Here is a 26,074-nt window from a genome sequence, read left to right as displayed (position 1 = left end):
GACCTGGTGGACGCCGCTATTCTGACCGAAACCCCGACCCCGTCCGCGCCGCCGCCCCGTCCCGAGCGGCTGACCCATCTTCAGCGCCTGGAGGCCGAGAGCATCCACATCATGCGCGAGGTGGCGGCCGAGGCAGAGCGCCCGGTCATGCTCTATTCGGTCGGCAAGGATTCGGCGGTGATGCTGCATCTGGCGCGAAAAGCCTTCTATCCGTCCACGCCGCCTTTTCCCCTGTTGCACGTCGACACGACCTGGAAGTTCCGCGCCATGTACGCGATGCGCGAACAGGCCGCCGCCGACCTGGGCGTCGAACTGCTGGTCCACCAGAATCCTGAGGCCCTGGCGCGCGGGATCAATCCCTTCGATCACGGCTCGGCCCTGCACACCGACCTCTGGAAGACCGAGGGGCTGAAACAGGCCCTGTCGCACTATGGGTTCGACGCGGCTTTCGGCGGCGCCCGGCGCGACGAGGAGAAGTCGCGGGCCAAGGAGCGGATCTTCTCCTTCCGCACGGCCGAGCATCGCTGGGACCCCAAGAACCAGCGGCCCGAGCTTTGGCGACTCTACAACACCCGCAAACGGCCGGGCGAGAGCATCCGCGTATTCCCCATCTCCAACTGGACCGAGCTTGACGTCTGGCAATACATCCACCTGGAACAGATCCCCATCGTGCCCCTGTATCTGGCGGCGCAGCGGCCGGTGGTCGAACGCGACGGCGCCCTGATCATGGTCGATGACGACCGTTTCCGGCTGCGTCCCGGCGAGACGCCGCAGATGAAGTCCGTCCGCTTCCGCACCTTGGGTTGCTACCCCCTGACCGGGGCGGTCGAGAGCACGGCCGCGACCCTGCCTGAGGTCATTCAGGAAATGCTGCTGACCACCACCTCCGAACGCCAGGGCCGGATGATCGACCACGACCAGTCCGCCTCGATGGAGAAGAAGAAGCAGGAGGGCTATTTCTGATGGCCCACCAATCGGATCTGATCGCCCGCGACATCGACGCCTATCTGGACGCCCACCAGCACAAGAGCCTGCTGCGCTTCATCACCTGCGGCAGCGTGGACGACGGCAAGTCCACCCTCATCGGGCGGCTGCTGTACGACTCCAAGATGATCTTCGAGGATCAGATGGCGGCGCTGGAGGCCGACAGCCGCCGCGTCGGCACGCAAGGGGGCGACATCGACTTCGCCCTGCTGGTCGACGGTCTGGCCGCCGAGCGCGAGCAGGGCATCACCATCGACGTGGCCTATCGCTTCTTCTCGACCGAAAGGCGCAAATTCATCGTCGCGGACACGCCCGGCCACGAACAATACACCCGCAACATGGTCACCGGCGCCTCGACCGCCGACGCCGCCGTCATCCTGATCGACGCCCGGCGCGGCGTTCTGACCCAGACGCGGCGGCACGCCTATCTGGTCAGCCTGCTGGGCATCCGCCACGTCATTCTGGCGGTGAACAAGATGGACCTGATGGGCTGGTCGCAGTCCGTGTTCGACGCCATCGTCGCCGACTTCCGCGTCTTCGCCGACCAGATCGGGCTGAAGACCTTCGACGCCATCCCGATGTCCGCCCTGCGCGGCGACAACATCGCTGAGCCCAGCCGCCATTCGCCCTGGTACGCCGGCCCGCCGCTGATGGGCCTGCTGGAGATGCTGGAGGTCGGTGACGATCTTCAGGCCGATCCGTTCCGCCTGCCGGTTCAGTGGGTTAATCGGCCCAATCTCGACTTCCGCGGCTTCTCCGGCCAGATCGCCGCCGGGACCGTGCGCCCCGGCGATCCCGTCCGCGTCCTGCCGTCGGGCAAGACCTCGACCGTCGCCCGCATCGTCACCGCCGACGGCGACCTGGCCCAGGCGGTCGCCGGCCAGTCGATCACCCTGACCCTGGCTGATGAGATCGACGTCTCGCGCGGCGACGTTCTGGCCAGCGCCGACGCCCCGCCCGAGGCTGCCGACCAGTTCGAGGCCACCGTGGTCTGGATGGACGACGAGCCCCTGCTGCCGGGCCGCCCTTACTTGCTCAAGATCGGCGCTAAATTGGTCGGGGCGACCATCACCGAGCCCAAGCACAAGGTGAACGTCAACACCCTGGAACAGCAGCCGGCCAAGCGGCTGGAGCTGAACGAGATCGGGGTCTGCAACCTGTCGCTGGACGCCCCGGTGGCTTTCGCTCCCTATGTCGAGAACAAGGACCTGGGCGGCTTCATCCTGATCGACCGGATCTCGAACCGCACGGTCGGGGCGGGCCTGCTGAACTTCGCCCTGCGCCGCGCCCACAACATCCACTGGCAGGCGCTGTCGGTCGACAAGGCCGCGCGCGCCACGATCAAGAACCAGAAGGGCCGCGTCGTCTGGCTGACCGGCCTGTCGGGCGCCGGCAAGTCCACCATCGCCGATCTGGTTGAAAAACGTCTCTACGCCGACGGCCGTCACACCTATCTGCTGGACGGCGACAATGTCCGCCACGGCCTGAACCGCGACCTGGGCTTCACCGAGGAGGACCGGGTCGAGAACATCCGCCGCGTGGCCGAGGTGTCGAAACTGATGGTGGACGCGGGCCTGATCGTCCTGGTCAGTTTCATCTCGCCCTTCCGCGCCGAGCGTCGCCTGGCGCGCGACCTGCTGGGGCCCGGCGAGTTCGTCGAGGTCTATGTCGACACGCCTCTGGCCGTCGCCGAACAGCGCGACGTCAAGGGTCTCTACAAGAAGGCCCGCGCCGGCGAACTGAAGAATTTCACCGGCATCGACAGCCCCTACGAAGCGCCCGAGGCCCCCGAGATCGTCGTGGACACCACCACCATGTCCGCCGAAGACGCCGCCGAACGGATCGTCGCCTGGCTGGACGGCCGGTTCTCGACCGAAGACTTCAGCATCTGATCCGGCCGGGCAGGGCGCCGGTCACCCGTTTTCGTATCCCCGCCACCATTTGACGAAGCGCGGCAGGCCCTCGGCCAGGGTCACCTTGGGCCTGTACCCGGTCAGGGCGTTCAGCTTGGAGACGTCGGCGTAGGTGGCGGTGACGTCGCCGGGCTGCATGGGCCGCATGACCTTGTCCGCCTCGGCGCCCAGAGCGTCTTCCAGGGTGGTGATCATCTCCATCAGGCCGACGGGCGAACTGTCGCCGATGTTGTAGATCTCGTGCCCGCCCTGCGCGGGCGGATGGTCCAGCACCCCCACGATCCCGTCGACGATGTCGTCGATATAGGTGAAATCGCGGGCCATCTCGCCTTCGCCATAGACCTCGATCGCCTCGCCGCGCGCGATCTTCCGCGTGAAGCTGAAATAGGCCATGTCGGGCCGGCCCCAGGGGCCATAGACGGTGAAGAAGCGAAGGCCCGACTGGGGAAAGCCGTACAGTTTGGCGTAGCTCTGGCTCAGCAGTTCGCACGACCGTTTGGTCGCCGCATACAGGGACACGGGATCCGTCGTCGGATCGTCTTCCCGAAAGCCCGAACCTTCCAGCGGCCGGTCGCCGTAGACCGAACTGGACGAGGCGTAGACCAGGTGTTTCACGCCGTTGTGGCGCGCGGCCTCCAGCATCGACAGATGGCCCGCCAGGTTGGACCGCTCATAGGCGAAGGGGTTTTCGATCGAATAGCGAACCCCGGCCTGGGCGGCGAGATGGACGATCCGCTCCACGCCGTGGTCGCGCACCAGGGCCAGCATCCGCTCGTGGTCGGCGATGTCGGCCCTCACCATGGTGAAGCCCGCGCGGGTCTCCAGCCTGGCGGCGCGAGCCTCCTTAAGGGCGGGATCGTAGTAGTCGTTGAAATTATCGACCCCGATCACGGTCTCGCCGCGATCCAGCAACCGTTCGGCCGTGTGCATGCCGATGAAGCCGGCCGCGCCGGTGACCAGGATCGGCGCCGCCATCAGCCGCGTCCGATGCCGGAATATCTGAAGCCGCGCTTCAGCATGTCCTCGGGGCGATAGACGTTCCGCAGATCCACCAGCACGGGCTGGTTCATCAGCAGCTTGACCCGGTCCAGGTCCAGGGCCCGGAACTGGTCCCATTCAGTGATGATGACGACGGCGTCGGCGCCTTCGACGGCGTCATAGGCGTTGGCCTTCATGACCACGTCCGGCAACAGCTTGCCGGCCTCGTGCATGCCCTCGGGGTCGAAGGCCTGGACCCGTGCGCCGGCGGCGATGAGGGCCGGGGCGATGTCCAGCGACGGGGCGTCGCGCATATCGTCGGTGTTGGGTTTGAAGGTCAGTCCCAGCAGGGCGATGGTCTTGCCTGCGACGCTGGCGCCCAGGGTCGTCTCGACCCGGCCGGCCATGGCCTTCTTGCGCGCGTCGTTGACCTCGACCGTCGTCTCGATCAGCCGCACCGGCGCGCCGTACTGCTGGGCCGTGCGGACCAGGGCGATGGTGTCCTTGGGGAAGCAGGAGCCGCCGTAGCCGGGGCCGGCGTGCAAGAATTTGGAGCCGATCCGCTTGTCCAGACCGATGCCCCGCGCGACCTGCTGCACATCGGCGCCGGCGGCCTCGCACAGGTCGGCCATCTCGTTGATGAAGGTGATCTTCATCGCCAGGAAGGCGTTGGCCGCATATTTGATCAGCTCCGACGTGCGCCGGCCGACGAACAGCAGGGGGCTCTCGTTCAGGTTCAGCGGACGATAGAGTTCGCTCATCACCTCTCTGGCGCGCGGCGCCGTCTCGCCGTCGTTGACGCCGATCACGACCCGGTCGGGGCGTTTGAAGTCGCCGATGGCGGCGCCTTCGCGCAGGAACTCCGGGTTGGACACGACGGCGAAGTCGGCGTTCGGATTGACCCGGCGGATGATGGCCTCGACCTCGTCGCCGGTGCCGACCGGCACGGTGGACTTGGTCACCACCACGGTGAAGCCGTCGATCAGGCCGGCGATCTCCTCGGCCGCCGCATAGACATAGCTCAGGTCCGCATGGCCGTCGCCGCGGCGGGTCGGGGTGCCGACGGCGATGAAGACGGCGTCGGCGTTGCGGATGGCCTCCGCGCTCTCCAGCGTGAAGAACAGCCGGCCTTCCTCGACGTTGGCGGCGACCAAATCGTCCAGGCCGGGTTCGAAGATCGGGATTTCGCCCCGCTCCAGCCGTTCGATCTTCGACGGGTCCTTGTCGATGCAGGTCACCACATGGCCGAAGTCGGCGAAACAGGCTCCAGACACCAGGCCCACATAGCCTGTGCCGATCATTGCGACGCGCATCTAGAAAATCCCGTTCATCGTTGTGCAGCCTTAGAATCCGGCACGTTTCAACGCAACGGCGCGGGAGGCCCATGCGTCAAACGTAGTGTCGGGCGCCCCCTATATACGGCCGGGCTTCCTGGCGGGTCAGGCCGGATGCATAAATTCGCCGGATGGGGCAAAACGCCATCCCATCAGACGCGCGCCGCCCGGCGTGTCCGCCTGCGAATCGAGCGAAGGACGCGACATGGAACTGATCATCGGCCCCCGCACCTATTCGACCTGGTCGCTGCGCGGCTGGCTGACCCTGAAGCACACCGGCGCGGACTTCGGCGTCATCGACGTGTGCTACGACACAAAGGCCCAGAAGGCGGCGCTGCGGGATCTCTCCCCGTCCGGATTCGTGCCCGTGCTGCGGGTGGACGGCGAGATGATCTGGGACACCCTGGCCATCGGCGAATGGGCGGCTGAACACTATCCCCAGGCGCGGATGTGGCCCGCCGATCCCGTTGTCCGCGCCCTGGCCCGGTCGGCGACGGCCGAGATGCATTCCGGCTTTTCCGCCCTTCGGACCTTCTGCGGCATGGGACCGGACCGGCCCATGGTCGGCGACGCCCGGTCAGAGACCCCTTCCGACCCGGCGCTGGACCGGGATCTGGCGCGGATCGTCGCCCTGTTTCGGCAGATGCGGCGTCGGTTCGGCGGGGACGGTCCCTGGCTGTTCGGCGACTGGTCGATCGCCGACGCCTTCTTCACTCCGGTCGCGGCGCGTGTCCGCCATTTCCAGATCGATCTGGCCGACCACGGCGACGACGGCGTCGCCTCGGCCTATGTCCAGAGCCTGCTGGCTCACCCGGACTTCCGTCTGTGGGAGACGGAGGCTCTGACTTAAAAGCCGGGAAACCAAGCTTTCGCACCGGGTGTTAAGGCGACGTCGTTATCCCGGATGTGAACGCGGATCGCGCGTCTCGCCGGGGAGAAAGACCGATGCCGACCCGCTTAGTCGTGGCGAAACAGGGGGCGGAACTCCCGGTTCAGGCCCGCCCGCTTAATCCCGTCATGGCTTATGTGCTGGCCGCCGTCGTCGGCGCCGCCTTCTGGGCGATGTTGCTCACCGCCCTGTTCTGAACCCTATCGACCGCCGCCGACGGTGGCCGCCTGGGCGACCAGTACGGGTTCGGCGACCGGCGCGGGCGGCACATAGTCCAGCGAGACCGGAACCAGTTTCGCGCCCGAGGCCACGGCGTCCAGGGTGTTCAGCGGTCCGCCGAACATCCGCTGATAGATCCAGTAGCTGGCCACGACCTTTTCCACGTAGTCGCGCGCCTGGGGCACGTCGATCGTCTCGATCAGCAGCAGGGGATCGGCGTCCGGCCCCAGCTTGCGCACCGCCGTCAGCATCGGCCCCGGTCCGGCGTTGTACGAGGCCACGGCCCGCAGCAGGTCGCCCTGGAAGGCCGGCAGCTGGAGCATCCGGTTGATATAGGCCTGGCCCAGCCGCATGTTGGTCGCGGGAACCAGCAGTTTGGACGGATCGGTGACGAAGGTCCGGTCCCCGGTCATCTCCGCCGCCGTCGTCGGCATCACCTGCATCAGCCCATAGGCGCCGGCGCTGGACCGGGCGTCGGGATTGAAGTCGGTCTCCTTGCGCGCCAGGGCGTAGACCAGCGCCTTCTCGATGACGAAGCCGCCCTCCGGCTCCAGCACGGGCATGGGGAAGCGCATCGCGTCGATCCGGGTCGCGTCGCCCCCATTGCCCGACATCATCACCCGCGCCAGAGCCGTCCACATGCGCGCGGCGTCGCCCACGGCGGTGCGCAGGCCCGAGCGCAATTCGCTTTCGCCCTCGGTGCGTCGGCCCACTTCATAATAGGCGACGGTGCGTTTGGCGCGGGCGTCGGTCTGGACAAAGGCTTCCAGTTCGCCGGTCTCGACCCGCGCGCCCTGGGGCACATAGACGGCGCGTTGCAGGCGCGGTTCCGCCTGGTAGGCGCGCGGCCCCATGTTCTCGATGGTCGGCTCCTCGCCCAGCTGACGCAGGGCGATCTGGCCGTAGAAGGTGGCCGGCCACTGTCCGGCGAGGCGCAGATAGTCGTTGACCCGGTCCTGCCGGCCCGACTGCGAGGCGGCGCGCGCGGTCCAGTAGGCGGCGCCGGCGCGGACCCAGGGGTCTTCGGTCGGATCGTTGGCGACGCGTTCGAAGGCGGCGAAGGATTCGTGGAACTGGCCCAGCCGCCATTCCGCCAGCCCGACCGTCCACCAGTCGCCGATCTCGCGCCCGACGGCCGAGGCGCCGGTCAGGTCGTCATTGTTATAGGCGATGCGCGCCGCCTTCATCGGATCGACGGCCGGGCCGCCCGAGACGGCGGAGACGACGCTGTTCCAGGTCCGACCCAGAAGACCGCCGGGCTTGACCGGTTCGGGCGCCCCGTCGGGCCGGCGGCGCAGGGCCAGAGTATAGACCCGGTCGGCGCAGGGCAGGTCGGAATAGGTTTCAAGCCAGGCCGTCAGTTCGTCATAGGTGGCGACGTGATCGGGGTGGAACAGGCTTTCGAACTCGACCTGGCCCAGGAGGACCCGGTCCTGGGCCTGACGGGCCGAGGCGCGGGCGGCCTCGATGTCGCCGCGCCGCAGGGCGTCGAAGGCGGTGGTGTAGGATAGGCGATCCGCCGAACTCAGAGCCGTCGGGCGGACGGAACCGGAAGCGGCGCCGGACATTCCGTCAAAAGGCGTCTCCGCCAGGGCCGAGCCTGCGGCGGCCCAACCTGAAGCGGCGAGCGCAAAAACCAGCGTCGAGGCCAGACTAGCCCGGCGGAACATATTCATACGCGGCGGCCCCGTTGGCGTCACCCTGCCCGTTCTCGTCAGGCGGGGATCGTTTGGCGTTGGTCGTCAAACGACCAGCATGCCTTAAAGCGGCGCTAACCTCAACCTGAGCCGTCCAGTTTTGCTGCAAGTGCGAGAAGATCGGCCCAGACCTGCCGTTTGGCCTGGGGCTGACGCAGCAGGAAGGCGGGGTGCAGGGTCGGCAGGGCGGGGGCGGACACGCCCCCTTCAGCCAGCCGCCACTCCCGCCACTGGCCGCGCATCTTCATGATCCCGTCTTCGGTCTGCAGCACTGACTTGGCCGCCGCCGCGCCCAGCAACAAGACCGCCTTGGGCTGCAGCAGGGCGAAGGCGCGTTCGACGAAGGGGGCGCACACGGCCTGTTCCTGCGGGGTCGGGGTGCGATTGCCGGGCGGGCGCCAGAAGACGGTGTTGGTGATGAAGACCTTGTCGGTCAGGTCCGCCGCCGCCAGCATCCGGTCCAGCAGCTTGCCGGCCCGACCCACGAAGGGCTGGCCCAGCCGGTCCTCGTCTGCGCCGGGGCCTTCGCCGATCACCATGACGGGGGCGTTGGGATTGCCCCGCCCGAACACCGACTGGCTGGCCCCCATGCCGCGCAGGGGACAGCCCTCGAACGCCGCCACCGCCGCCGCCAGATCCTGCAGGGTCGAGGCCCCCGCCGCCAGACGCCGCGCCTCGGCCAGGGCGTCCTGGGCGCTGGGTCCGGCCAGGGGCATGACGACCGAGGCGGTGGCCTTCTGCACCGCCTTCAGGGCCGGGGGCGGGGCCAGATGGGTGTGATCGACCGGCGCATCGCCATAGCAGGCGTCCACCCCCGCATCCCGCCAGAAGGCGAGCAGGCTTTCGACTGCAGCTATGTCATGGGGTTGCGCGTTCATGTCTAAGGTACCGATAGGCCTTGACCGCCCTCGCGTCACCTTCCGATAAGCGGCATAACCATACGAACAAGCTGGATTTCAGGGGAAGACATGGCCGAAGAAGCCATCGAGGGCGGCGCAGAGAACGCCCGCCAGGAAGCGATCATCGACAATCTGCCGCCGCTGGAGGCGCTGCAGGGCGTCGAGCGCGAGGTGATGGAGTATGACGTCGTCATCGTCGGCGGCGGCCCCGCCGGCCTGTCCGCCGCCATCCGCCTGAAACAGCGGGCGGAAAAGGACGGCAAGGAGATCACCGTCGCCGTGCTGGAGAAGGGCGCCGAGGTCGGCGGCCACATCCTGTCGGGCGCCGTGATCGATCCCAAGGCGTTGAACGAACTCTTCCCCGACTGGAAGGACCGTGGCGCGCCGCTGGAGACCCCCGTCACCAGGGACAAATTCCTTCTGCTGGGTCCGCAGGGGGCGGCGTCCCTGCCCATGCCCCTGTTGCCGCCCTTCATGCACAACCACGGCTGCTACATCGCCTCGCTGGGCAATGTGGCGCGCTGGCTGGGCGAACAGGCCGAGGCCCTGGGGGTCGAGGTCTATCCCGGCATGGCCGCCAGCCACGTCGTCTGGGAAGAGGGCACCGGCCGGGTGAAGGGCGTCGTCGCCGGGGTGTTCGGCATCGACCGCGAAGGCAAGCCCACCGGGGACTTCCAGCCGGGCATCGAACTGCACGGAAAATATGTCTTCATCGCCGAGGGCGTGCGCGGCTCCCTGGCCAAGACCATCATCGCCAAGCACAGGCTCCAGGACGGCAAGTCGCCCCAGAAATACGGCATCGGCCTGAAGGAGCTGTGGCAGGTGCCCGCCGACAAGCACCAGCCCGGCCTGGCCCAGCACACCACCGGCTGGCCGCTGGACGAGCACACCGGCGGCGGCAGCTTCCTGTACCATTTCGGCGACCGCTACGTGGCCATCGGCTATGTGGTGCACCTGAACTACAAGAACCCCTTCCTGTCGCCGTTCGACGAGTTCCAGCGTTTCAAGCACCATCCGTCCATCGCTTCGCATCTGGAGGGCGGCACGCGCATCTCCTACGGCGCCCGGGCGATCACCGAGGGCGGCCTACAGTCGATTCCGAAGCTGTCCTTCCCCGGCGGCGTCCTGATCGGCTGCTCGGCCGGCTTCGTGAATGTGCCCCGCATCAAGGGCAGCCATAATGCGATGAAGACCGGCATGCTGGCCGCCGACGCCGCCTATGACGCCGTTCAGGCCGGGCGTGGCGGCGACGAACTGGTCGAATACCAGACCGCCTTCGAAAAGAGCTGGGTCCACAAGGAGCTGTCCCTGGTCAGGAACGCCAAGCCCCTGCTGTCGAAGTTCGGCACCACCCTGGGCGGGGCGCTGGGCATGTTCGACATGTGGTGCCGCACCCTGCTGGGCGGCTGGTCGCCGATCCCGACGCTGAAGCATGACAAGACCGACGCCGCCTCGACCGAACTGGCGGTCAAGCACAAGCCCATCGCCTATCCCAAGCCGGACGGGAAGCTGTCGTTCGACAAGCTGTCGTCCGTCTTCATCTCCAACACCAACCACGCCGAGGACCAGCCGGCCCACCTGAAGCTGCTGGACCCGTCCAAGCCGATCCAGGTCAACCTGCCCAAATACGGCGAACCGGCCCGGCTGTACTGCCCGGCGGGCGTCTATGAGGTCGTCTATGCGGACGAGGTCGCCAAGACCGACCCGCGCTTCGTCATCAACGCCCAGAACTGCGTCCACTGCAAAACCTGCGACATCAAGGATCCGTCGCAGAACATCGTCTGGGTCACGCCCGAAGGCGGCGGCGGCCCGAACTATCCGAACATGTGACGCAACACCGGCGCTGGGGTCATAGCCAGCGCCGGATCGTCTCCATGACAACGGCCAGTCGCGCCTCGTCCAGCCGGCCGATCCTTTCGGCGGCTGAGGCTTCAATAGTGGCGATCTTCGAGGGGCGCACGACCGAAGGGGCGGGCAGCCCTGCCTCCCCGTAACGGTCCTCCAGATCCAGATCATCGGGCCAGCGTCGGTTGGCGGCGCTGGTGATCATCACCACCCAGATCAAACCGGCCTCATCGCCGATCCCGCCTGCGGACACCACCAATCCCGGCCGATGCTGGCGGGTGCTGCGGTCGGTATAGGGAAAGGGGATGCGGACGACGTCGCCGCGTTCAAAGTCCGGCATAGGCCTTGCGGTCCGCCTCGCTGTCCCATTCCTCGAAGGTCGCAAAGGGATCGTCGGCCGCCGTTTTGCGCGCCTTTTTCAACAGAACCCGTTCTCCCTCGATCTCGTAGATCAGCTCGTCGCCGTCCTGCAGTTTCAAGGCGGCGCGCACCGGCTGGGGGATGGTGGTCTGGGCCTTTGACGTCAGGCGGCTTGTGATCATCATCGCCTCGGTAAGGATTTTCCTTACGATACGCCGTCGCCCGCCCTCGTCAACCATCTGTCCTCTTGCGGGGGCAGGGGAAACCGTGAAGGGTCGCGGCATGATCGCCTCCCGTTCGCGCCTGCTCGCCGCCTCCCTGACCGTCCTCGCCCTGGCCCTGGCCCAGGGGGCGGCGGCGCAGGACATGGGCCCCGCTTCGGCGCCCGCCAATCCGTCCGACGCCCATCCGCCCGCCGTCATACTTGAACCGGACCAGGTTCAGGAGGCCGCGCCGTTCGAGGACGAACCGGAAGACGGCGCGCCCCAGACGCCCGAGGGCGATGTCCCGCCCCATATCGTCATCGCCGACGACCCTTCCGAGCCCGCCATTCCCGAGGTCTGGGCGCCGGTCCCGCTGAACGCCCAGGGCCGCAGCGCCTATGGCCTGTACCTGGCCGGCAAACTGGCCCTGATGACGGGCGAGGGGGCCAAGGGCGCCGATTGGCTGGCCCAGGCCGCGGCCCTGACGCCCGAACAGCCCCGCGTGCGCGAACAGGCCTTCACCTCGGCCCTGCTCAGCGGCGATCTGGACGTGGCGGGCCGACTGGCGCCGACCGCCGACGCCGCGCCCGCCTTCATCGAGATCGGCCGGCTGATCTCGGCCGTCCAGACCTTCGTCCACGGCGACGCCCGCGCCGCCAACGCCGCCCTGGTCGCCCGGCCCATCGCCGCGCCGCACAGCCGCGCCGGTCTGATGGTCGCGCCCTGGATCGCGGCGGCCGCCGGCGACTGGACCCGCGCCCTGGCCGCGCCTCCGGCCCAGGGCGACGTCCTGACCCTGGCCTTCGCCCGCCAGAACCGGGCGCTCCTGCTGGAGAAGCGTCGGAAATACGCCGAGGCGGAGGCCGAGCTAAAGGCCCTGTCCGACATGCCGACCATCGGCGCCCTGTTCCACCGCCCCTATGGCGAGTTCCTGGAGCGACGCGGCAAGCGGGACGAGGCCCTGGCCGTCTATCAGGCGGCGATGGAGGGCCAGCAGGTCGATCTGGCCACCGCCCGCGCTCTGGCGCGGCTTCAGGCCGGGAGGCGCGCCCCTGCGTCGCCCGACTACCGCCAGGGCGCGGCCCAGGCCCTGACCACGGCGGCGGCCCAGGCGGTGGCCGAGCGCGGCAACGAGTTCGCGGTGGTCTATCTGCGCCTGGCCCTGAACCTGAAAGAAGACGCCGCCACCCAGATCCAGCTGGCCCAGGTGCTGGACCGGGTCGGACTGAAGGCCGCTGCCCGCACCGCCCTGTCGCGCGTCGGGCCGGAGGATCCGGTGCTGTACGCCAACGCCCGCGCCCAGCTGGCGCTGAACCTGGAAGAGGACGGTCAGTCGCAGGCCGCCCTGACCGAGCTGCGCGCCGCCGCGGCCGCCGAGCCTGACGATCCCCGTATCGCCCTGGTCATGGCCAGCCAGCTGATGCAGCTGGAGCAGTATGAGGCGGCCCTGGCCCTGTTGAGCGGCCCGCTGCTGAACACGGCGACCCAGGGCGCCCAGATCCATTTCCTGCGCGGCGCCGCCCTGGAATCCCTGGACCGCATCCCCGAGGCCGAGGCGGAGCTGTGGGCCGCGCATCTGGCCGATCCGAACAACGCCAACACCCTGAACTATCTGGGCTATCTCTGGGTGGACAAGGGGCTGCGCGTCGATCAGGGCGCGGGCCTTCTGGCCCAGGCCTACGCCATGGAGCCCGAGAACGGCAACATCCAGGACTCCCTGGGCTGGGCCCAGTTCAAACAGGGCTATTTCGACACCGCCGTCGTCACTCTGGAGGAGGCGGTCGACAAGGAGCCCGCCAATCCCGAGATCAACGACCACCTGGGCGACGCCTATTGGCGGGTGGGCCGCCAGCGCGAGGCGGTCTGGCTGTGGAACCGCGTCCTGAGCCTGGATCCCGAGCCCGAACGCAAGGCCGAGGTCGAGCGCAAGATCGCCAAGGGCCTGGACGACGCGGCGCCCGCGACCAGCGGGTCGCACTAGGCCTCATGTCCGCGCTGACGGCCCTGGCTCCGGCCAAGATCAATCTGTTCCTGCACGTCGGCCCGGTGGACGCCGACGGCTATCATCCGCTGTCCAGCCTGGTCGCCTTCGCCGATGTGGGCGACCGGGTGACGGTCGAACCGGCGGCGCGGCTGTCGCTGACCGTGACCGGCCCGTTCGGCGGGGGCCTGGCGGCCGAGCCCGACAATCTGATCCTGCGCGCCCTTCGCGCCGTGGGCGAGGCGACCGGCGCAGGCGAACCGCTGCTGAAGGTCACGCTGGACAAGCGCCTGCCCATCGCCGCCGGCCTGGGCGGGGGCTCGTCGGACGCGGGGGCGGCGCTGAAGCTGGCGCGTCAGGCCCTGGGTCTGGACATCGACGATGCGGCCCTGGAGACCGTGGCGGGGGTGGTCGGCGCCGACGGCCCCATGTGCCTGCGGATGCGCACCGCCTGGGCCGAGGGGCGGGGCGACGTCCTGACCGACGAGCCGCGTCTGCCGCCGCTGTGGGCCGTCCTGTTCAATCCGGGCGTTCCGTCGCCCACCGGCGCCGTCTACCGGGCCTATGACGCCAGTCCGCCGCGCGCCGCCGACCGGCCCGCGCCGCCTTTGGACTGGAGCCCGGTTGCCGTCATCGACTGGTTGGCCGGCCTCCGCAACGATCTTCAGCCCCCCGCCGAGGCCATGACGCCCGCCATAGCCGACGCGGTTCGTGCGGTGGCGGCGACGCCCGGCGTGGCCCTGGCGCGGATGTCCGGCTCGGGCGCCACCGTCTTCGGCCTGTGCCGGTCCAGCGCGGACGCGGCCGCCGCCGCAGCCGCTCTGTCGGCCGCCCATCCCACGGCCTGGGTCGTCGCGACCCGCCTCGCCGCCGCCTGAGCCATAAATCCCCAGCGCGTGTTGAAGCGCGCGGCGCCGGGCCCTATGGTCCGCCGTCCTTTTTCCAGCCCCTCCCGAGCCCGATTTGACCACCTCGACCGAGCCGCTCGCCTTCCAGGATCTGATCCTGACCCTGCACCGCTATTGGGGCGAGCAGGGCTGCGCCATTCTCCAGCCCTATGACATCGAGGTCGGGGCCGGCACGCTCCACCCCGCCACCGTCCTGCGTGCGCTCGGCGCCAAGCCGTGGAAGGCCGCCTATGTCCAGCCCAGCCGCCGCCCCGGCGACGGCCGCTATGGCGAAAACCCGAACCGCCTCCAACACTATTACCAATACCAGGTGATACTAAAACCGAACCCGGACAATCTTCAGGAACTGTACCTCGGCTCGCTGGCGGCGATCGGGATCGATCCGAAACTGCACGATATCCGCTTCGTCGAGGACGACTGGGAGAACCCGACCGTGGGCGCCTGGGGCCTGGGCTGGGAGGTCTGGTGCGACGGGATGGAGGTGACGCAGTTCACCTATTTCCAGGGCGTCGGCGGCATCGAGGTGGACGTGGTCTCGGGCGAGCTGACCTACGGGCTGGAGCGTCTGGCCATGTATGTCCAGGGCGTGGACAACGTCTATGACCTCAAGTTCACCAAGGAAGGCCTGACCTATGGCGAGGTCTTCCTGGAGAACGAGCGCCAACAGAGTGAAGCAAACTTCCACGGCTATGACGTCGACGGGCTGAAGCGCCGGTTCGAGGACATGGTGTCGGAGGTTTCGCGCCTGCTGGACATGCGCGGCCCGCAGGATCAGCCCCTGGTCCTGCCGGCCTATGACCAGGTGCTGAAGGCCAGCCACCTGTTCAACCTGATGGACGCCCGCGGCGCCATCGCCGTCGCCGAACGCCAGAGCTACATCGGCCGCATCCGCGAACTCTGCAAAGCCTGCGCCCTCGCTTACGTTGAACAAGAGCGGAAAACCGCCTGATGCCCCAACTCCTCCTCGAAATCTTCTCCGAAGAAATCCCCGCCCGCATGCAGCAGGGCGCCGCGCGCGACCTGGAGCGCATGGTCTCCGACCGGCTGAAGGCCGCCGGCCTGACCTGGGACGCGCTGACGACCTATGCCGGTCCGCGCCGCCTGACCCTGGTCATCGACGGCCTGCCCGCCGCCACGCCCGACCGCGAGGAAGAGCTGAAAGGCCCGCGCGCCTCGGCGCCGGAACAGGCGCTGGAAGGTTTCCTGCGCAAGACCGGCCTGACCCGCGATCAACTGACCGAGCGCGACGGTGTCCTGTTCGCCGTCCTGTCGTCCAAGGGCCGGGCCACCACCGATCTGGTCGCCGAGACGGTGGACCAGGTCATCCGCACCTTCCCCTGGCCCAAGTCGATGCGCTGGGGCTCCGGAACCCTGCGCTGGGTGCGCCCGATCAAGCGCATCCTGTGCCTGTTCGACGGCAAGGTGGTCCCGTTCGAGATCGACGGGATCCCATCCGACGCCATCACCGAGGGCCACCGCTTCATGGGCTCGGGCCAGCTGCTGAAGGTCAGCGACTTCGTCGACTACCGCACCCAGCTGGAACAGAATTTCGTCCTGCTGGACGTGGCCGACCGCAAGCTGCGCATCCTCGATCAGGCCAAGGCCGCCTGCGCCGCCAAGGGCCTGGTGCTGGTCGATGACGACGGCCTGCTGGACGAGGTGGCGGGGCTGGCCGAATGGCCGACCCCGATCCTGGGCGACATGGACCCGCAGTTCCTGGCCCTGCCGCCCGAGGTCGTGCGCCTGTCGATGAAGGTGCACCAGAAGTATTTCGCCGTCCGTGATCCCTCGAAAGACGGCCTGGCTCCCAACTTCCTGGTCGTCGCCAATGTCGAGGCGACCGACGGCGGCAAGGCCCTGGCCGCCGGCAACAGCCGCGTCCTGTCCGCCCGCCTGAACGACGCCCGCTTCTTCTGGGACGAGGACCAGAAGGTCGGCTTCGACGCCTGGAACGCCAAACTGTCCGGCGTCACCTTCCACGCCAAACTGGGCACATTGGCCGAACGCGTCGACCGCATCGCAGCGCTCGCCCGCGAGATCGCCCCCCTGGTGGGCGCTGACCCCGACGAAGCCGAGATGGCGGCCCGCCTGTCCAAGGCCGATCTGCTGTCGGGCATGGTCAGCGAATTCCCGGAACTACAGGGGATCATGGGCGGCTATTACGCCCGCACCGCAACGAACTTCCCCACCCGGGCTTCGCTGCGCTCCGCCGTCCCTCCCCATAAAGGGGAGGGAGAAACCGCGCCCGATCCTCTCCCTCCCCTTCATGGGGAGGGACCGGGAGGCGAAGCCGACCGCGGGTGGGGCCGTGACCAGCGCGACCGCATCGCCGACGCCGTCCGCGACCACTACAAGCCGCAAGGCCCCGCCGACACGGTCCCGACCGCGCCCGTCACGGTCGCCGTCGCCCTGGCCGACAAGCTGGACACCCTGGTCGGCTTCTTCGCCATCGACGAAAAGCCCACGGGCTCGAAGGACCCGTTCGCGCTGCGGAGAGCGGCGCTGGGCGTGATCCGGCTGGTGCTGGAGAACGGGGTGCGGGCTGAATTCGGTGACCTGATAGCGCAGGCTCAGCACCGATTTTTCGCACTGCCTTGGGACCGTTATCACGCAGTGTTCAATGCTCTAGTTGATACCGACGAGGCGCGCCACGCCAAGACCTATCTAGTTGAAACCGAAAAACGCGTCGTTGGCGGATATCTGAGCGGGCTAGACTTAGCTGTGGTGTCTGGAATGGTTGGAGCGCTTGGAGTTCCAAGCGAAGCCCTTACAAAACCGGCGTCGCGAGACCTCTATGACACTCTTTCTCTCATACTGACCGCTAGTGAGCATTTTGATCCCCGCATTAGAGATTTCTATCATTCTAATCCGGCTGAACTCGATGATTGGAAGTCAAAGGCCCTACTAGCATTTCCCGAAATTTCGTTGCGCACAGCGAAAGCGCGTGATGAACTGCTGAACTTCTTCGCCGACCGCCTGACCGTCCTCCTGCGCGACCAAGGCCAGCGCCACGACCTCGTCGCCGCCGTCTTCGCCCTGGGCGACGACGACCTCGTCCGCATCGTGCGCCGGGTCGAGGCCCTGGCCGCCTTCCTCGCCACCGACGACGGGGCCAATCTGCTGGCCGGCTACAAGCGCGCCTCCAACATCCTGCGCGCCGAGGAGAAGAAGGGGCCCGTCCCGACCGGCATGGTCCAGACCGGCCTGCCGAACCAGCCCGAGCCCGAGACCGTCCTGGCCTTCGCCGTCGGCGCCGCCCGCACCGCCGTCGAGACCGCGCTGGAGACCGAGGACTTCGCCGCCGCCATGACCGCCCTGGCCCGTCTGCGCGCCCCGGTGGATCGGTTCTTCGAGGACGTGCTGGTCAACTCCGACGTGCCCGCCGAACGCGACAACCGGCTGAAACTGCTGGGCCAGGTCCGCGACGTCATGGGCCAGGTCGCCGACTTCGGCCAGATCGCCGGCTGATCTCCCGTCTCCTCTCCGCTGTGCGGGGAGGAGACGACGACTCGGGCGGGGTGAAGGCCGCGAAGGCCTTGCCCTCTCAATTCCGCCTGTCCGGTTCCAGGGATTCCAATGGCTTGCAACAATCTTGCCCACCTGATCCCGGCGCCCTCCAAAACCATGCGATCCTGGTTTCGCCTCCGGCCCGGGGGCGGGGCAGGGGGATTTCAGACTAATTAGACTCTTTAGACGGTGTTTTTTCGACGCCGAGTCTGAATCCGGACGACTCGACCGCCCTGTCGGCGCCCCGGCGACCGCTGTTTTCCGCCCACAGGCGCATCCGACCCCCAAGGAAACCGGTTTCGTGCTCACGTTTTGTTACATGCGCCATGGTCAAGCCGGTTTCGCCACGCTAGTCATGCCGCGTGCGAGCGGGGCGAACCCGCCGGACCTTATACAAAGCTCAGGGACTGCAAGATGACTCAGTGGGTGTACGGCTTCGGCGGAGGCTCCGCCGACGGCGATGCGTCGATGAAGAACCTTCTCGGCGGAAAGGGCGCCAATCTGGCGGAAATGTCTTCGCTGGGTCTGCCCGTCCCGCCGGGCTTCACCATCACCACCGAGGTCTGCACCCACTATTACGCCAACGGCGAGACCTATCCCGCCGATCTGGAAGCCCAGGTGAAGACCGCCCTGGACAAGGTCGAGGCGATCGTCGGCAAGACCTTCGGCGACGTGAACAATCCGCTGCTGGTCTCGGTTCGCTCGGGCGCGCGGGCGTCGATGCCCGGCATGATGGACACGGTGCTGAACCTGGGCCTGAATGATCAGACGGTCGAAGGTCTGGCCAGGCTGTCGGGCGACCGGCGCTTCGCCTTCGATTCCTACCGCCGCTTCATCACCATGTATTCGAACGTGGTGCTGGGCCTCAGCCACGATGATTTCGAGGAGGTGCTGGACGCCCACAAGGACCGGCTGGGCGTCAGCGTCGACACCGACCTGAAGGCCGAGGACTGGGAGCGGGTCGTCGAGGACTACAAGGCCGTGGTCGAACGCGAACTGGGCCATCCCTTCCCGCAGCACCCGCGCGACCAGATGTGGGGCGCGGTCGGCGCCGTCTTCGCCAGCTGGATGAACGAGCGGGCCAAATTCTATCGCCGCATGCACGACATCCCCGAAAGCTGGGGCACGGCCGTCAGCGTCCAGTCGATGGTGTTCGGCAATATGGGCGAGACCTCGGCCACCGGCGTGGCCTTCACCCGCAACCCCTCGACCGGCGAGGCGCGCCTGTACGGCGAGTTCCTGATCAACGCCCAGGGCGAAGACGTGGTCGCGGGCATCCGCACGCCGCAGTCCCTGACCAAGATCGGCCGCGAGGAGATGGGCGAGACCGCCCCCTCGATGGAAGAGGCCATGCCCGAGGTGTTCGGCCAGTTCGTCGAGGTGGTGAACACGCTGGAGAGCCATTACCGCGACATGCAGGACATCGAGTTCACGGTCGAACAGGGCCGGCTCTGGATGCTGCAGACCCGCAACGGCAAGCGCACCGCCAAGTCGGCGCTGAAGGTCGCCGTCGATCTGGCGGCCGAGGGGGTGATCACCCAGGAGGAGGCCATCAGCCGGGTCGAGCCCTCCGCGCTCGATCAGCTGCTGCACCCGACCCTGGACCCCGAGGCTGTCCGCACCGTCATCGCCGCCGGCCTGCCGGCCTCGCCGGGCGCCGCCACCGGCAAGATCGTGTTCGACGCCGACGAGGCCGAGCGCCTGGCCGGTCTGGGCGAAGCCGTCATCCTGGTGCGCGAGGAGACGAGCCCCGAGGACATCCACGGCATGCACGCCGCCCGCGGCATCGTCACGGCGCGCGGCGGCATGACCAGCCACGCCGCCGTGGTGGCGCGCGGCATGGGCCGGGCCTGCGTCTCGGGCGCCGGTGAGATCCATATCGACGAGGCCAAGGGCGTCTTCACCGCGCGCGGCCGCACCTTCAAGGCCGGCGAGGTCATCACCATCGACGGGTCGAAGGGCGAGGTGCTGGACGGCGCCGTGGCCATGATCGAGCCGGAACTGACCGGCGACTTCCAGACCCTGATGGCCTGGGCCGACAAGGTGCGCCGTCTGAAGGTGCGCGCCAACGCGGAAACGCCGCTGGACGCCAAGACCGCGCGCGGCTTCGGCGCCGAGGGCATCGGCCTGTGCCGGACCGAGCACATGTTCTTCGACGACACCCGGATCGCCGCCGTGCGCGAGATGATCCTGGCCGACGACGAAGCCGGGCGCCGCACGGCCCTGGCCAAGATCGCGCCGTTCCAGAAGTCGGACTTCGTCGAACTGTTCGAGATCATGACCGGCCTGCCGGTGACGGTGCGCCTGCTGGACCCGCCGCTGCACGAGTTCATCCCGCATACGGACGAGGACATCGACGCCCTGGCCGCCTCGTCGGGCATCGACGCCGAGAAGCTGAAGCGCCGGGCCAAGGAGCTGCACGAGACCAACCCCATGCTGGGCCACCGCGGCTGCCGCCTGGGCGTGGCCTATCCCGAGATCTACGAGATGCAGGTCCGGGCCGTGCTGGAGGCCGCGCTGGAGGTGAAGAAGACCTCGGGCCAGGCGCCGATCCCGGAGATCATGCACCCGCTGGTCGCCCTCGGCCTGGAGATGAAGTACCTGCGCGAACTGACCGACCGCACGGCCAAGGCTGTGTTCGCCGACGCCGGCGACAGTGTCGAATATCTGGTCGGCACCATGATCGAACTGCCCCGCGCCGCCATCCGCGCCGGGGACCTGGCCGAATACGCCCAGTTCTTCAGCTTCGGCACCAATGACCTGACCCAGACGACCTTCGGCATCAGCCGCGACGATTCGGGGCGGTTCCTGCAGGCCTACCTGGACAAGGGCATCTTCGAGACCGACCCGTTCGTGCGTCTGGACCAGGACGGCGTCGGCGGCCTGATCGAGATCGCGGCCGAGCGCGGTCGCGCGGTGCGGCCCGACGTCAAGCTGGGCATCTGCGGCGAACACGGCGGCGATCCGTCGTCGATCGCCTTCTGCGAGAAGGCCGGCCTGGACTACGTCTCCTGCTCGCCCTACCGCGTGCCCATCGCCCGCTTGGCGGCGGCCCAGGCGGCGCTGAACGTGGAACGTGAAAAAGACCGCTAGGCCCGCACCGTCATCCTCGGGCTCGACCCGAGGATCGGATGATCCGCCGCTGGTGAGATGCCGTTGACGCACAGCTGTCCAACGCTCGATCCTCGGGTCAAGCCCGAGGATGACGGAGTGAAATGAAATCAGGGGCGGCGCCGCAGGGCGCCGCCCTTTTTTGTTGTGCGTCGCATTTCTGTCGTACTTGGCGGAACGCAGTGTGTGTCTCGCCGCGCACAGACGGCGTCATGTGACGACAGCCTATGGAACAGACGAAGGCGTCACCTATTTAAGCATTCGCTGGATGGGGCTGATGATCCAACCGGTCATCACATCTAGGAGTTAATAAGAAACAATGCGTAACATTCTTCTCGCCGCTGTCGCCGTTTCCGCAATCGCCGCTCCGGCCTTTGCTCAAACCAATCCCGAACCGCGTGGTTACGGATCGCTGGGTTACACTCATCTTGAAGGCGACAATGCAACCACGGGCGCCGTCACCGGTCGTCTGGGCGTAAACCTGAACCGTTACCTGGCGGTCGAGACCGAAGCCTCGGTCGGCGTCAAGGACGACGACTTCACCGTCGCGGGCGTCGACGGCTCGATCAAGCACGAGTGGGACGCCGCCGGCTATGTGGTCGGCAAATACCCGGTTTCCGACAAGCTGGAGCTGTTCGCGCGCGGCGGCTACGGCCACACCGAGCTGAAGCAGGAGTTCCCGGGCGCCAACACCGACGTGGGCGGCGACAGCTGGAACTATGGCGCCGGCGCCAACTACTATCTGGATGGCGTGAACGGCGTGCGGGCCGACTGGACCCGTCGCGACTACCGCGACGACGCGGGCGAAGCCGACGCCTATTCGGTCAGCTACATCCGCCGCTTCTGATCGACACGATCAGGCGAAAGAACAAAGGCGCGCTCCGCAAGGGGCGCGCCTTCTGCTGTGTGGTTTAGGCGAAGTCGCCGGCGAGGGCCCAGCGCTGCGAGCCTTCGCCGAACGGACGCACGAACCAGTCGCGATACTGTTCGAAGGTCTCGATGATCTTCTGACGCAGGTCCGGCGTGTTGACCGCCTCGCCGCGCTGACGTTTCAGGGCCGCGACGCAGTCCACGACCAGATTCTGATGGGCCGAACCGCCCATGCTCTTGAGCACGGCGGCGATATCCTGAGCCAGGCTTTCCAGCACCGTCTTCGGTGTCGTCTGAGCCATCTGGGAACTCCCCTGTTCTCGACAATCAAAGGCCTCGCAAAATCCAGTACAGGATTCAAGCGTAGCCTGAGCAATTATCTTCTCAGATCAGGATTAACCTGACGTAACGGCGGTCAAACTTTTTGGTTCTCTCCCGTCGGGTCCATTTATCCGGCTTCTGTCGGCGGGGCTCGCGTCGGCAACCGACCGCGCGCCGAGGCATTGATGAACCCTGCCTGCGGAGCCTTTGTCCTATGATCGATCTGTATCGCGGCCTGGGCCTTGGCGCGCCTGCGCTGATGGATGTTGCGCTGCTGGTCGCGCGGATCGTGGTCGGGGGAATGTTCTTCCTGTCGGGCTTCTACAAGCTGTTCGCCCCCTCCCAGGCGGAGAAGATGCAGCAGACGATGGTGGAGGCGGGCGTCGTCGCGCCACGTCAGACCGCCCGGTTCGTGTCGGTGTGCGAGTTCGTCTTCGGAGGCCTGCTGATCCTGGGCCTGTTCACCAGCCTGTCGGCCCTGGTGCTGATCGTGATCTGCATGGTTGCGCTGGCGACGGTCGCCGCCAAGTCGGTGGAGGGCGCCAGCCTTGGCTATCGCCTGTCGAGCTATTTCGACCTGCCCGAGACCCTGCTGATGGTCATTCTGTTCGGGCTGATCGCCAGTGGGCCGGGGCGGTGGAGTCTGGACGTCGTCCTGTTCCTGCCCCGGCCCTGATCGTCAGGCGCGCTTGCGCACGAACACCGTCCCCGCCGAATAGCCGGCGCCGAAGCTGCAGATCAGGCCGGTCTCGCCGGGGGCGAAGCCGTCGTTGTGCAGGTGGAAGGCGATGATCGAGCCGGCCGAGGAGGTGTTGGCGTAGTCGTCCAGGATGATGACGTTCTCTTCCGACGAGGGCTCGCGGCCCAGCACCTTCTTGCCGATCATGGTGTTCATGTTGATGTTGGCCTGGTGCAGCCACAACCGCTTCAATTCGTGCGGATCAAGGCCCAGTTCGCCGGCGTGGTCGATGATCATGTCCGACACCATCGGCACCACGTCGCGGAAGACCTTGCGGCCCTGCTGGATGAACAGCTTGTCGTTCTGCACGCTGTCGTCGGCGACGGGCGAATCCAGATGGTCGGTGTCGCGGGCGTTGCGGTTCAGGAAGCCGAAGTTGTTGCGGATATTGTTCGAGAAGACCGTCTTCAGACGCGTGCCCAGCACATCCCAGCCGCCCGGACCGGCCGTCTCGGCCGATTCCACGATCACGGCCGTGGCCACATCGCCGAAGATGAAATGGCTGTCGCGGTCGGTGAAGTTCAGGTGGGCCGAACAGACCTCGGGATTGACCATCAGCACGGCCTTGACCGAACCGCCGGCGATGAAGTCCGCCGCCGTCTTGACGCCGAAGGTGGCCGAGGAACAGGCCACATTCATGTCGAAGGCGAAGCCCTCGATCCCCAGGGCCTGCTGCACCTCGATGGCCATGGCCGGATAGGGGCGCTGCATGTTGGACGCGGCGCACAGGACGGCGCCGATCTCGCTGACCGGCTTGCCCCAGGCCTCGATGGCCTGACGCGCGGCCTTGACCGCCATCTCGGCTAGGATCGACAGCTCGTCATTGCTGCGTTCCGGCAGGCTGGGGGCCATGCGCTCGGGGTCGATCACCCCGGCCTTGTCCAGCACGAACCGCTGTTTGATCCCCGACGCCTTCTCGATGAACTCGGGCGAGGAGTGCGCCTTGGCCTCCAACTCGCCGGCTTCGATCTGGGCGGCGTGACGGGCGTTCCAGCCGTCAGCCCAGGCGTTGTAGCTGTCGACCAGTTCGGCGTTGGAGACCGATTGTTCGGGGGTGAAGAGGCCGGTGGCGGCGATAACGGCGTGGGTCACGGGTAGACAGTTTCCTTTACGAACGCCTTCAATAGGACGGCGGCGGCCTGCGGTCGAGAGAAGCGATGATCCCGGCGGCCCAGCGCTGGACCTGGCCGCGCGGCGCCCTGGGCGGCGGCTGGTCGCGGGCGGCGATCAGGGCCTGGACCAGATCCTCGGCCTCGCAGGGCCAGCCCGTCGGGGTGACATAGAGGGGATAGTGGATCAGGGCGGCCAGGATCAGATGATCGACCGTCGCCCGGCGGCTGCGGCGTTCGAAGGCCAGCCGGTCGTCGGTCAGGCCCCATCCCGCATAGAAGGGCCGGCCATAGACCGACACCGCCTTGCCTCGCATCAAGGCCTCGAACCCGGTCAGGGAGGTCAGGGTCGCCACCCGACGGCAGGCGTTCAGGCAGTCGATGATGTCCAGCCCGTCCGCGCTGGCGTCCACCGAGGCCAGGGCCGAGGCCTCCAGCCGACCCGGCCGGTTGCCGGCCAAAACGTCGGGATGGTTGCGATAGACCAGGAAGGCGTCGGGATGATCGGCCCGCGCCGCCTCGACCAGGGCGGAGTTGGTGGCCAGATCGGGTTCGCAGCCCAGCAGGATCGACTTGTCGTTCTCGACCTGGCCGACGACCAGCAGGATGTCGCGGTCGGGCGGCCAGTCGGCCGGAGCCTGGCCCTTCAGATTGTATTTCGACAGGCCCGCCTCGACGATGCGGGTCCGAAGCTCAGCGGCGCGGGCCAGCTGGGCGGGCGTAGCCTCCGTCGTCTCGATCAGGGTCTCCAGCCGCGACGGGCGCGACGGGTCGTAATAGACGCCCTGGTCATCCAGGGCGACCGACAGGGCGCCGACGAAGTCCGACCCCAGGCCGCGCGAACGGATGAAGCCGTCCTCCATGCGGACCGTCGGGCCGCTAAAGTCGGCGGCGGCCCGGCGCACGGCCTCGCTCTCCTTGCCCGCCCACCAGATCAGCCGACCCTGGGTCGCGGCGGCGTGGGCGGCGGCGCGCGACGGCGACATGAAGTATCGCATCCGCGCCTTGGGCGAGTTCAGCAGGCGGCGCACCGGGGGGCGTTTGGCCGGGGCGAAGCCGACGGCGGACCAGGGCCCCGCCAGACGGTCGGCGCGGTCGCGCAGGGCGATCAACCGCTCCAGCGCCTGTTCGGCCTCGCACCGCTCGCCGGTGACGGGATCGACATAGCGGCTGTAGGCGATCAGGGCGGCGGCGGCGACCTGCTCCACCGTGCGGGCGACGCCGCGTCGGCCGGTGGCCACGGCGTCGGTGGTCAGGCCCCAGCCGGAATAGAAGGGCGCCCCGAAACAGCGCACCGGCAGGCCGCGCAACAGGGCCTCGAACCCCAGGGCCGAGGTGACGCAATAGACGGCTTCCACCGCCGCCAGCAGGTCGGCGGGCCGCACGTCGGCGTCCACCAGGGTGACGCCGGACAGGTCCGTAACGCAGCCGCGCTTCCTGCCCGCCGCGACCGCCGGGTGGCGTTTGACGATCAGTTGGGCGTCGGGTTCGTCGCGCCGGGCGGCGGCCACCATGGCGTCGAAACTGTCCTGGGTCGCCAAGCCGTAACCGATGGAGGCGTCGCCGAAGGTCTGGTCCACGATCAGGACGCGGCGGCCGGGCCGCAGCAGGCCGGGGTCCAGCGGCCCGCCCATATTGGTCTTGGACACGCCCGAGGCGACGATCCGGTCGATCAGGGCGCGGGCGCGGGCGGCCGTTGTGGCGTCGCACCAGGCGTCGGCGGTCTGGATCAGGTGTTCGAGCCGGCTGGGCCGGGTGGCGTCATAATAGACGCCCAGGTCATCGACGATCAGGCTGAGACTGGCCGCCCCCGCCTCGCCGATGCCGACGGAGCGCAGGAAACCGTCCTCCAGCGCCACATAGGGGCGGTCGTTGGCTGCGGCCCAGCGTCGCCCCGTCGCGGCCGTCGGCTTCATCCCCCAGCCCAGCACGGCCTGAACCTGATCACCCGGCAGGCGGTGCAGGGCGTAATCCGCCAGGAAGACCTCGAGGAAGGGGACCTTCAGCACGCCGGGCGCGCAGACCCAGGCGGGGGTTTTGGCGACGATGTCCGAGGCTGGGGTCAAGGCGGGTCCGATTCAGACGCGAAAAACAGGGTCTGAATAGTCTGAATAGTCTGAAATGGCCGCGCTGAAATTGAACGGCGCAGGGGGAAACCGGTGCAATGGGCAAAAGAGTGCAATTCGGCGACGCCTCGTCCCAAGGCC

At 67.6% G+C, this 26,074-nt stretch carries 21 protein-coding genes; 12 read left to right on the top strand and 9 right to left on the bottom strand.

The genetic code is table 11. The features are described from left to right. Nucleotides 1–3: 3 nt before the first annotated feature. Together cysD and cysN are read left to right on the top strand one after the other, a co-directional pair. Nucleotides 4–963: a sulfate adenylyltransferase subunit CysD gene (gene cysD / locus ACW18C_RS12090; RefSeq protein ID WP_492074019.1), complete on the top strand. Its 960-nt coding sequence runs from the start codon at nucleotides 4–6 to the stop codon at nucleotides 961–963. Continuing rightward, a complete protein-coding gene (gene cysN / locus ACW18C_RS12085; RefSeq protein WP_492071099.1) occupies nucleotides 963–2,876 on the top strand; it encodes a sulfate adenylyltransferase subunit CysN in 1,914 nt (637 codons plus the stop codon). Before cysD ends, cysN begins: the two co-directional genes overlap by 1 nt. Before the next feature lie 21 nt (nucleotides 2,877–2,897). Here cysN and ACW18C_RS12080 read toward each other — a convergent pair whose 3' ends face one another. After that, nucleotides 2,898–3,875: an SDR family NAD(P)-dependent oxidoreductase gene (locus ACW18C_RS12080; protein ID WP_492074018.1), complete on the bottom strand. Its 978-nt coding sequence runs from the start codon at nucleotides 3,873–3,875 to the stop codon at nucleotides 2,898–2,900. Next, entirely contained in the window at nucleotides 3,872–5,188 is a 1,317-nt protein-coding gene (locus ACW18C_RS12075) for a UDP-glucose dehydrogenase family protein (protein WP_492071097.1), read from the bottom strand. Before ACW18C_RS12075 ends, ACW18C_RS12080 begins: the two co-directional genes overlap by 4 nt. Before the next feature lie 226 nt (nucleotides 5,189–5,414). Between ACW18C_RS12075 and ACW18C_RS12070 the strand changes: the two genes are divergently transcribed. Together ACW18C_RS12070 and ACW18C_RS12065 are read left to right on the top strand one after the other, a co-directional pair. Continuing rightward, on the top strand, nucleotides 5,415–6,059 hold the full coding sequence (locus tag ACW18C_RS12070; RefSeq protein ID WP_492071096.1) for a glutathione S-transferase: 645 nt from the start codon (nucleotides 5,415–5,417) through the stop codon (nucleotides 6,057–6,059). A gap of 95 nt (nucleotides 6,060–6,154) precedes the next feature. Then, the gene (locus tag ACW18C_RS12065; protein WP_492071095.1) at nucleotides 6,155–6,295 is read left to right on the top strand and encodes a hypothetical protein; all 141 of its coding nucleotides are present in this window, start codon (nucleotides 6,155–6,157) and stop codon (nucleotides 6,293–6,295) included. Nucleotides 6,296–6,298: 3 nt separating this feature from the next. Here the strand turns inward: ACW18C_RS12065 and ACW18C_RS12060 are convergent, their stop codons facing one another. Then, a complete protein-coding gene (locus tag ACW18C_RS12060) occupies nucleotides 6,299–7,993 on the bottom strand; it encodes a lytic transglycosylase domain-containing protein (protein WP_492071093.1) in 1,695 nt (564 codons plus the stop codon). Nucleotides 7,994–8,094: 101 nt separating this feature from the next. Then, nucleotides 8,095–8,892, bottom strand: coding sequence for a uracil-DNA glycosylase (locus tag ACW18C_RS12055; RefSeq protein ID WP_492071091.1), 798 nt, complete (start codon nucleotides 8,890–8,892; stop codon nucleotides 8,095–8,097). Nucleotides 8,893–9,087: 195 nt separating this feature from the next. On the opposite strand from ACW18C_RS12055, the gene ACW18C_RS12050 reads away from it, so the two are divergent. Next, on the top strand, nucleotides 9,088–10,743 hold the full coding sequence (locus ACW18C_RS12050; RefSeq protein WP_492074016.1) for an electron transfer flavoprotein-ubiquinone oxidoreductase: 1,656 nt from the start codon (nucleotides 9,088–9,090) through the stop codon (nucleotides 10,741–10,743). Between the two features lie 19 nt (nucleotides 10,744–10,762). On the opposite strand, the gene ACW18C_RS12045 is transcribed toward ACW18C_RS12050, so the two are convergent. Both ACW18C_RS12045 and ACW18C_RS12040 read right to left on the bottom strand, forming a co-directional pair. Continuing rightward, nucleotides 10,763–11,098: a type II toxin-antitoxin system PemK/MazF family toxin gene (locus ACW18C_RS12045; protein ID WP_492071089.1), complete on the bottom strand. Its 336-nt coding sequence runs from the start codon at nucleotides 11,096–11,098 to the stop codon at nucleotides 10,763–10,765. Then, entirely contained in the window at nucleotides 11,085–11,300 is a 216-nt protein-coding gene (locus tag ACW18C_RS12040; RefSeq protein WP_035305435.1) for an AbrB/MazE/SpoVT family DNA-binding domain-containing protein, read from the bottom strand. The genes ACW18C_RS12045 and ACW18C_RS12040 overlap by 14 nt, the downstream gene beginning before the upstream one ends. A gap of 100 nt (nucleotides 11,301–11,400) precedes the next feature. Between ACW18C_RS12040 and ACW18C_RS12035 the strand changes: the two genes are divergently transcribed. From ACW18C_RS12035 to ACW18C_RS12010, 6 genes are all read left to right on the top strand, one after another. Then, nucleotides 11,401–13,302, top strand: coding sequence for a tetratricopeptide repeat protein (locus tag ACW18C_RS12035; protein ID WP_492071087.1), 1,902 nt, complete (start codon nucleotides 11,401–11,403; stop codon nucleotides 13,300–13,302). Between the two features lie 5 nt (nucleotides 13,303–13,307). Next, nucleotides 13,308–14,180, top strand: a complete 873-nt coding sequence (locus tag ACW18C_RS12030) for a 4-(cytidine 5'-diphospho)-2-C-methyl-D-erythritol kinase (RefSeq protein WP_492071085.1) — start codon at nucleotides 13,308–13,310, stop codon at nucleotides 14,178–14,180. An 85-nt stretch (nucleotides 14,181–14,265) separates the two neighbouring features. After that, entirely contained in the window at nucleotides 14,266–15,159 is an 894-nt protein-coding gene (locus ACW18C_RS12025) for a glycine--tRNA ligase subunit alpha (protein ID WP_154725358.1), read from the top strand. Further along, entirely contained in the window at nucleotides 15,159–17,678 is a 2,520-nt protein-coding gene (gene glyS / locus ACW18C_RS12020) for a glycine--tRNA ligase subunit beta (RefSeq protein WP_492071084.1), read from the top strand. Before ACW18C_RS12025 ends, glyS begins: the two co-directional genes overlap by 1 nt. Before the next feature lie 453 nt (nucleotides 17,679–18,131). Beyond that, nucleotides 18,132–20,810: a pyruvate, phosphate dikinase gene (gene ppdK / locus ACW18C_RS12015; protein ID WP_492071082.1), complete on the top strand. Its 2,679-nt coding sequence runs from the start codon at nucleotides 18,132–18,134 to the stop codon at nucleotides 20,808–20,810. Between the two features lie 337 nt (nucleotides 20,811–21,147). Further along, on the top strand, nucleotides 21,148–21,675 hold the full coding sequence (locus ACW18C_RS12010; RefSeq protein WP_035305382.1) for a porin family protein: 528 nt from the start codon (nucleotides 21,148–21,150) through the stop codon (nucleotides 21,673–21,675). Between the two features lie 64 nt (nucleotides 21,676–21,739). Here ACW18C_RS12010 and ACW18C_RS12005 read toward each other — a convergent pair whose 3' ends face one another. Continuing rightward, the gene (locus ACW18C_RS12005; RefSeq protein ID WP_008260179.1) at nucleotides 21,740–22,000 is read right to left on the bottom strand and encodes a hypothetical protein; all 261 of its coding nucleotides are present in this window, start codon (nucleotides 21,998–22,000) and stop codon (nucleotides 21,740–21,742) included. Between the two features lie 233 nt (nucleotides 22,001–22,233). Here ACW18C_RS12005 and ACW18C_RS12000 point away from each other — a divergent pair, with 233 nt between their 5' ends. Beyond that, the gene (locus ACW18C_RS12000) at nucleotides 22,234–22,695 is read left to right on the top strand and encodes a DoxX family protein (protein ID WP_492071080.1); all 462 of its coding nucleotides are present in this window, start codon (nucleotides 22,234–22,236) and stop codon (nucleotides 22,693–22,695) included. A gap of 3 nt (nucleotides 22,696–22,698) precedes the next feature. Here the strand turns inward: ACW18C_RS12000 and ACW18C_RS11995 are convergent, their stop codons facing one another. Then, on the bottom strand, nucleotides 22,699–23,850 hold the full coding sequence (locus ACW18C_RS11995; protein WP_492071078.1) for a beta-ketoacyl-ACP synthase III: 1,152 nt from the start codon (nucleotides 23,848–23,850) through the stop codon (nucleotides 22,699–22,701). A 28-nt stretch (nucleotides 23,851–23,878) separates the two neighbouring features. Further along, nucleotides 23,879–25,933, bottom strand: a complete 2,055-nt coding sequence (locus ACW18C_RS11990; RefSeq protein WP_492071077.1) for a capsule polysaccharide biogenesis protein — start codon at nucleotides 25,931–25,933, stop codon at nucleotides 23,879–23,881. Nucleotides 25,934–26,074: the final 141 nt, after the last annotated feature.

The organism is Brevundimonas sp. FV1ye7S, assembly GCF_058680995.1.
Note: the sequence above shows the minus strand (reverse complement) of the source record. Positions and strands in the feature narration are given on the sequence as shown.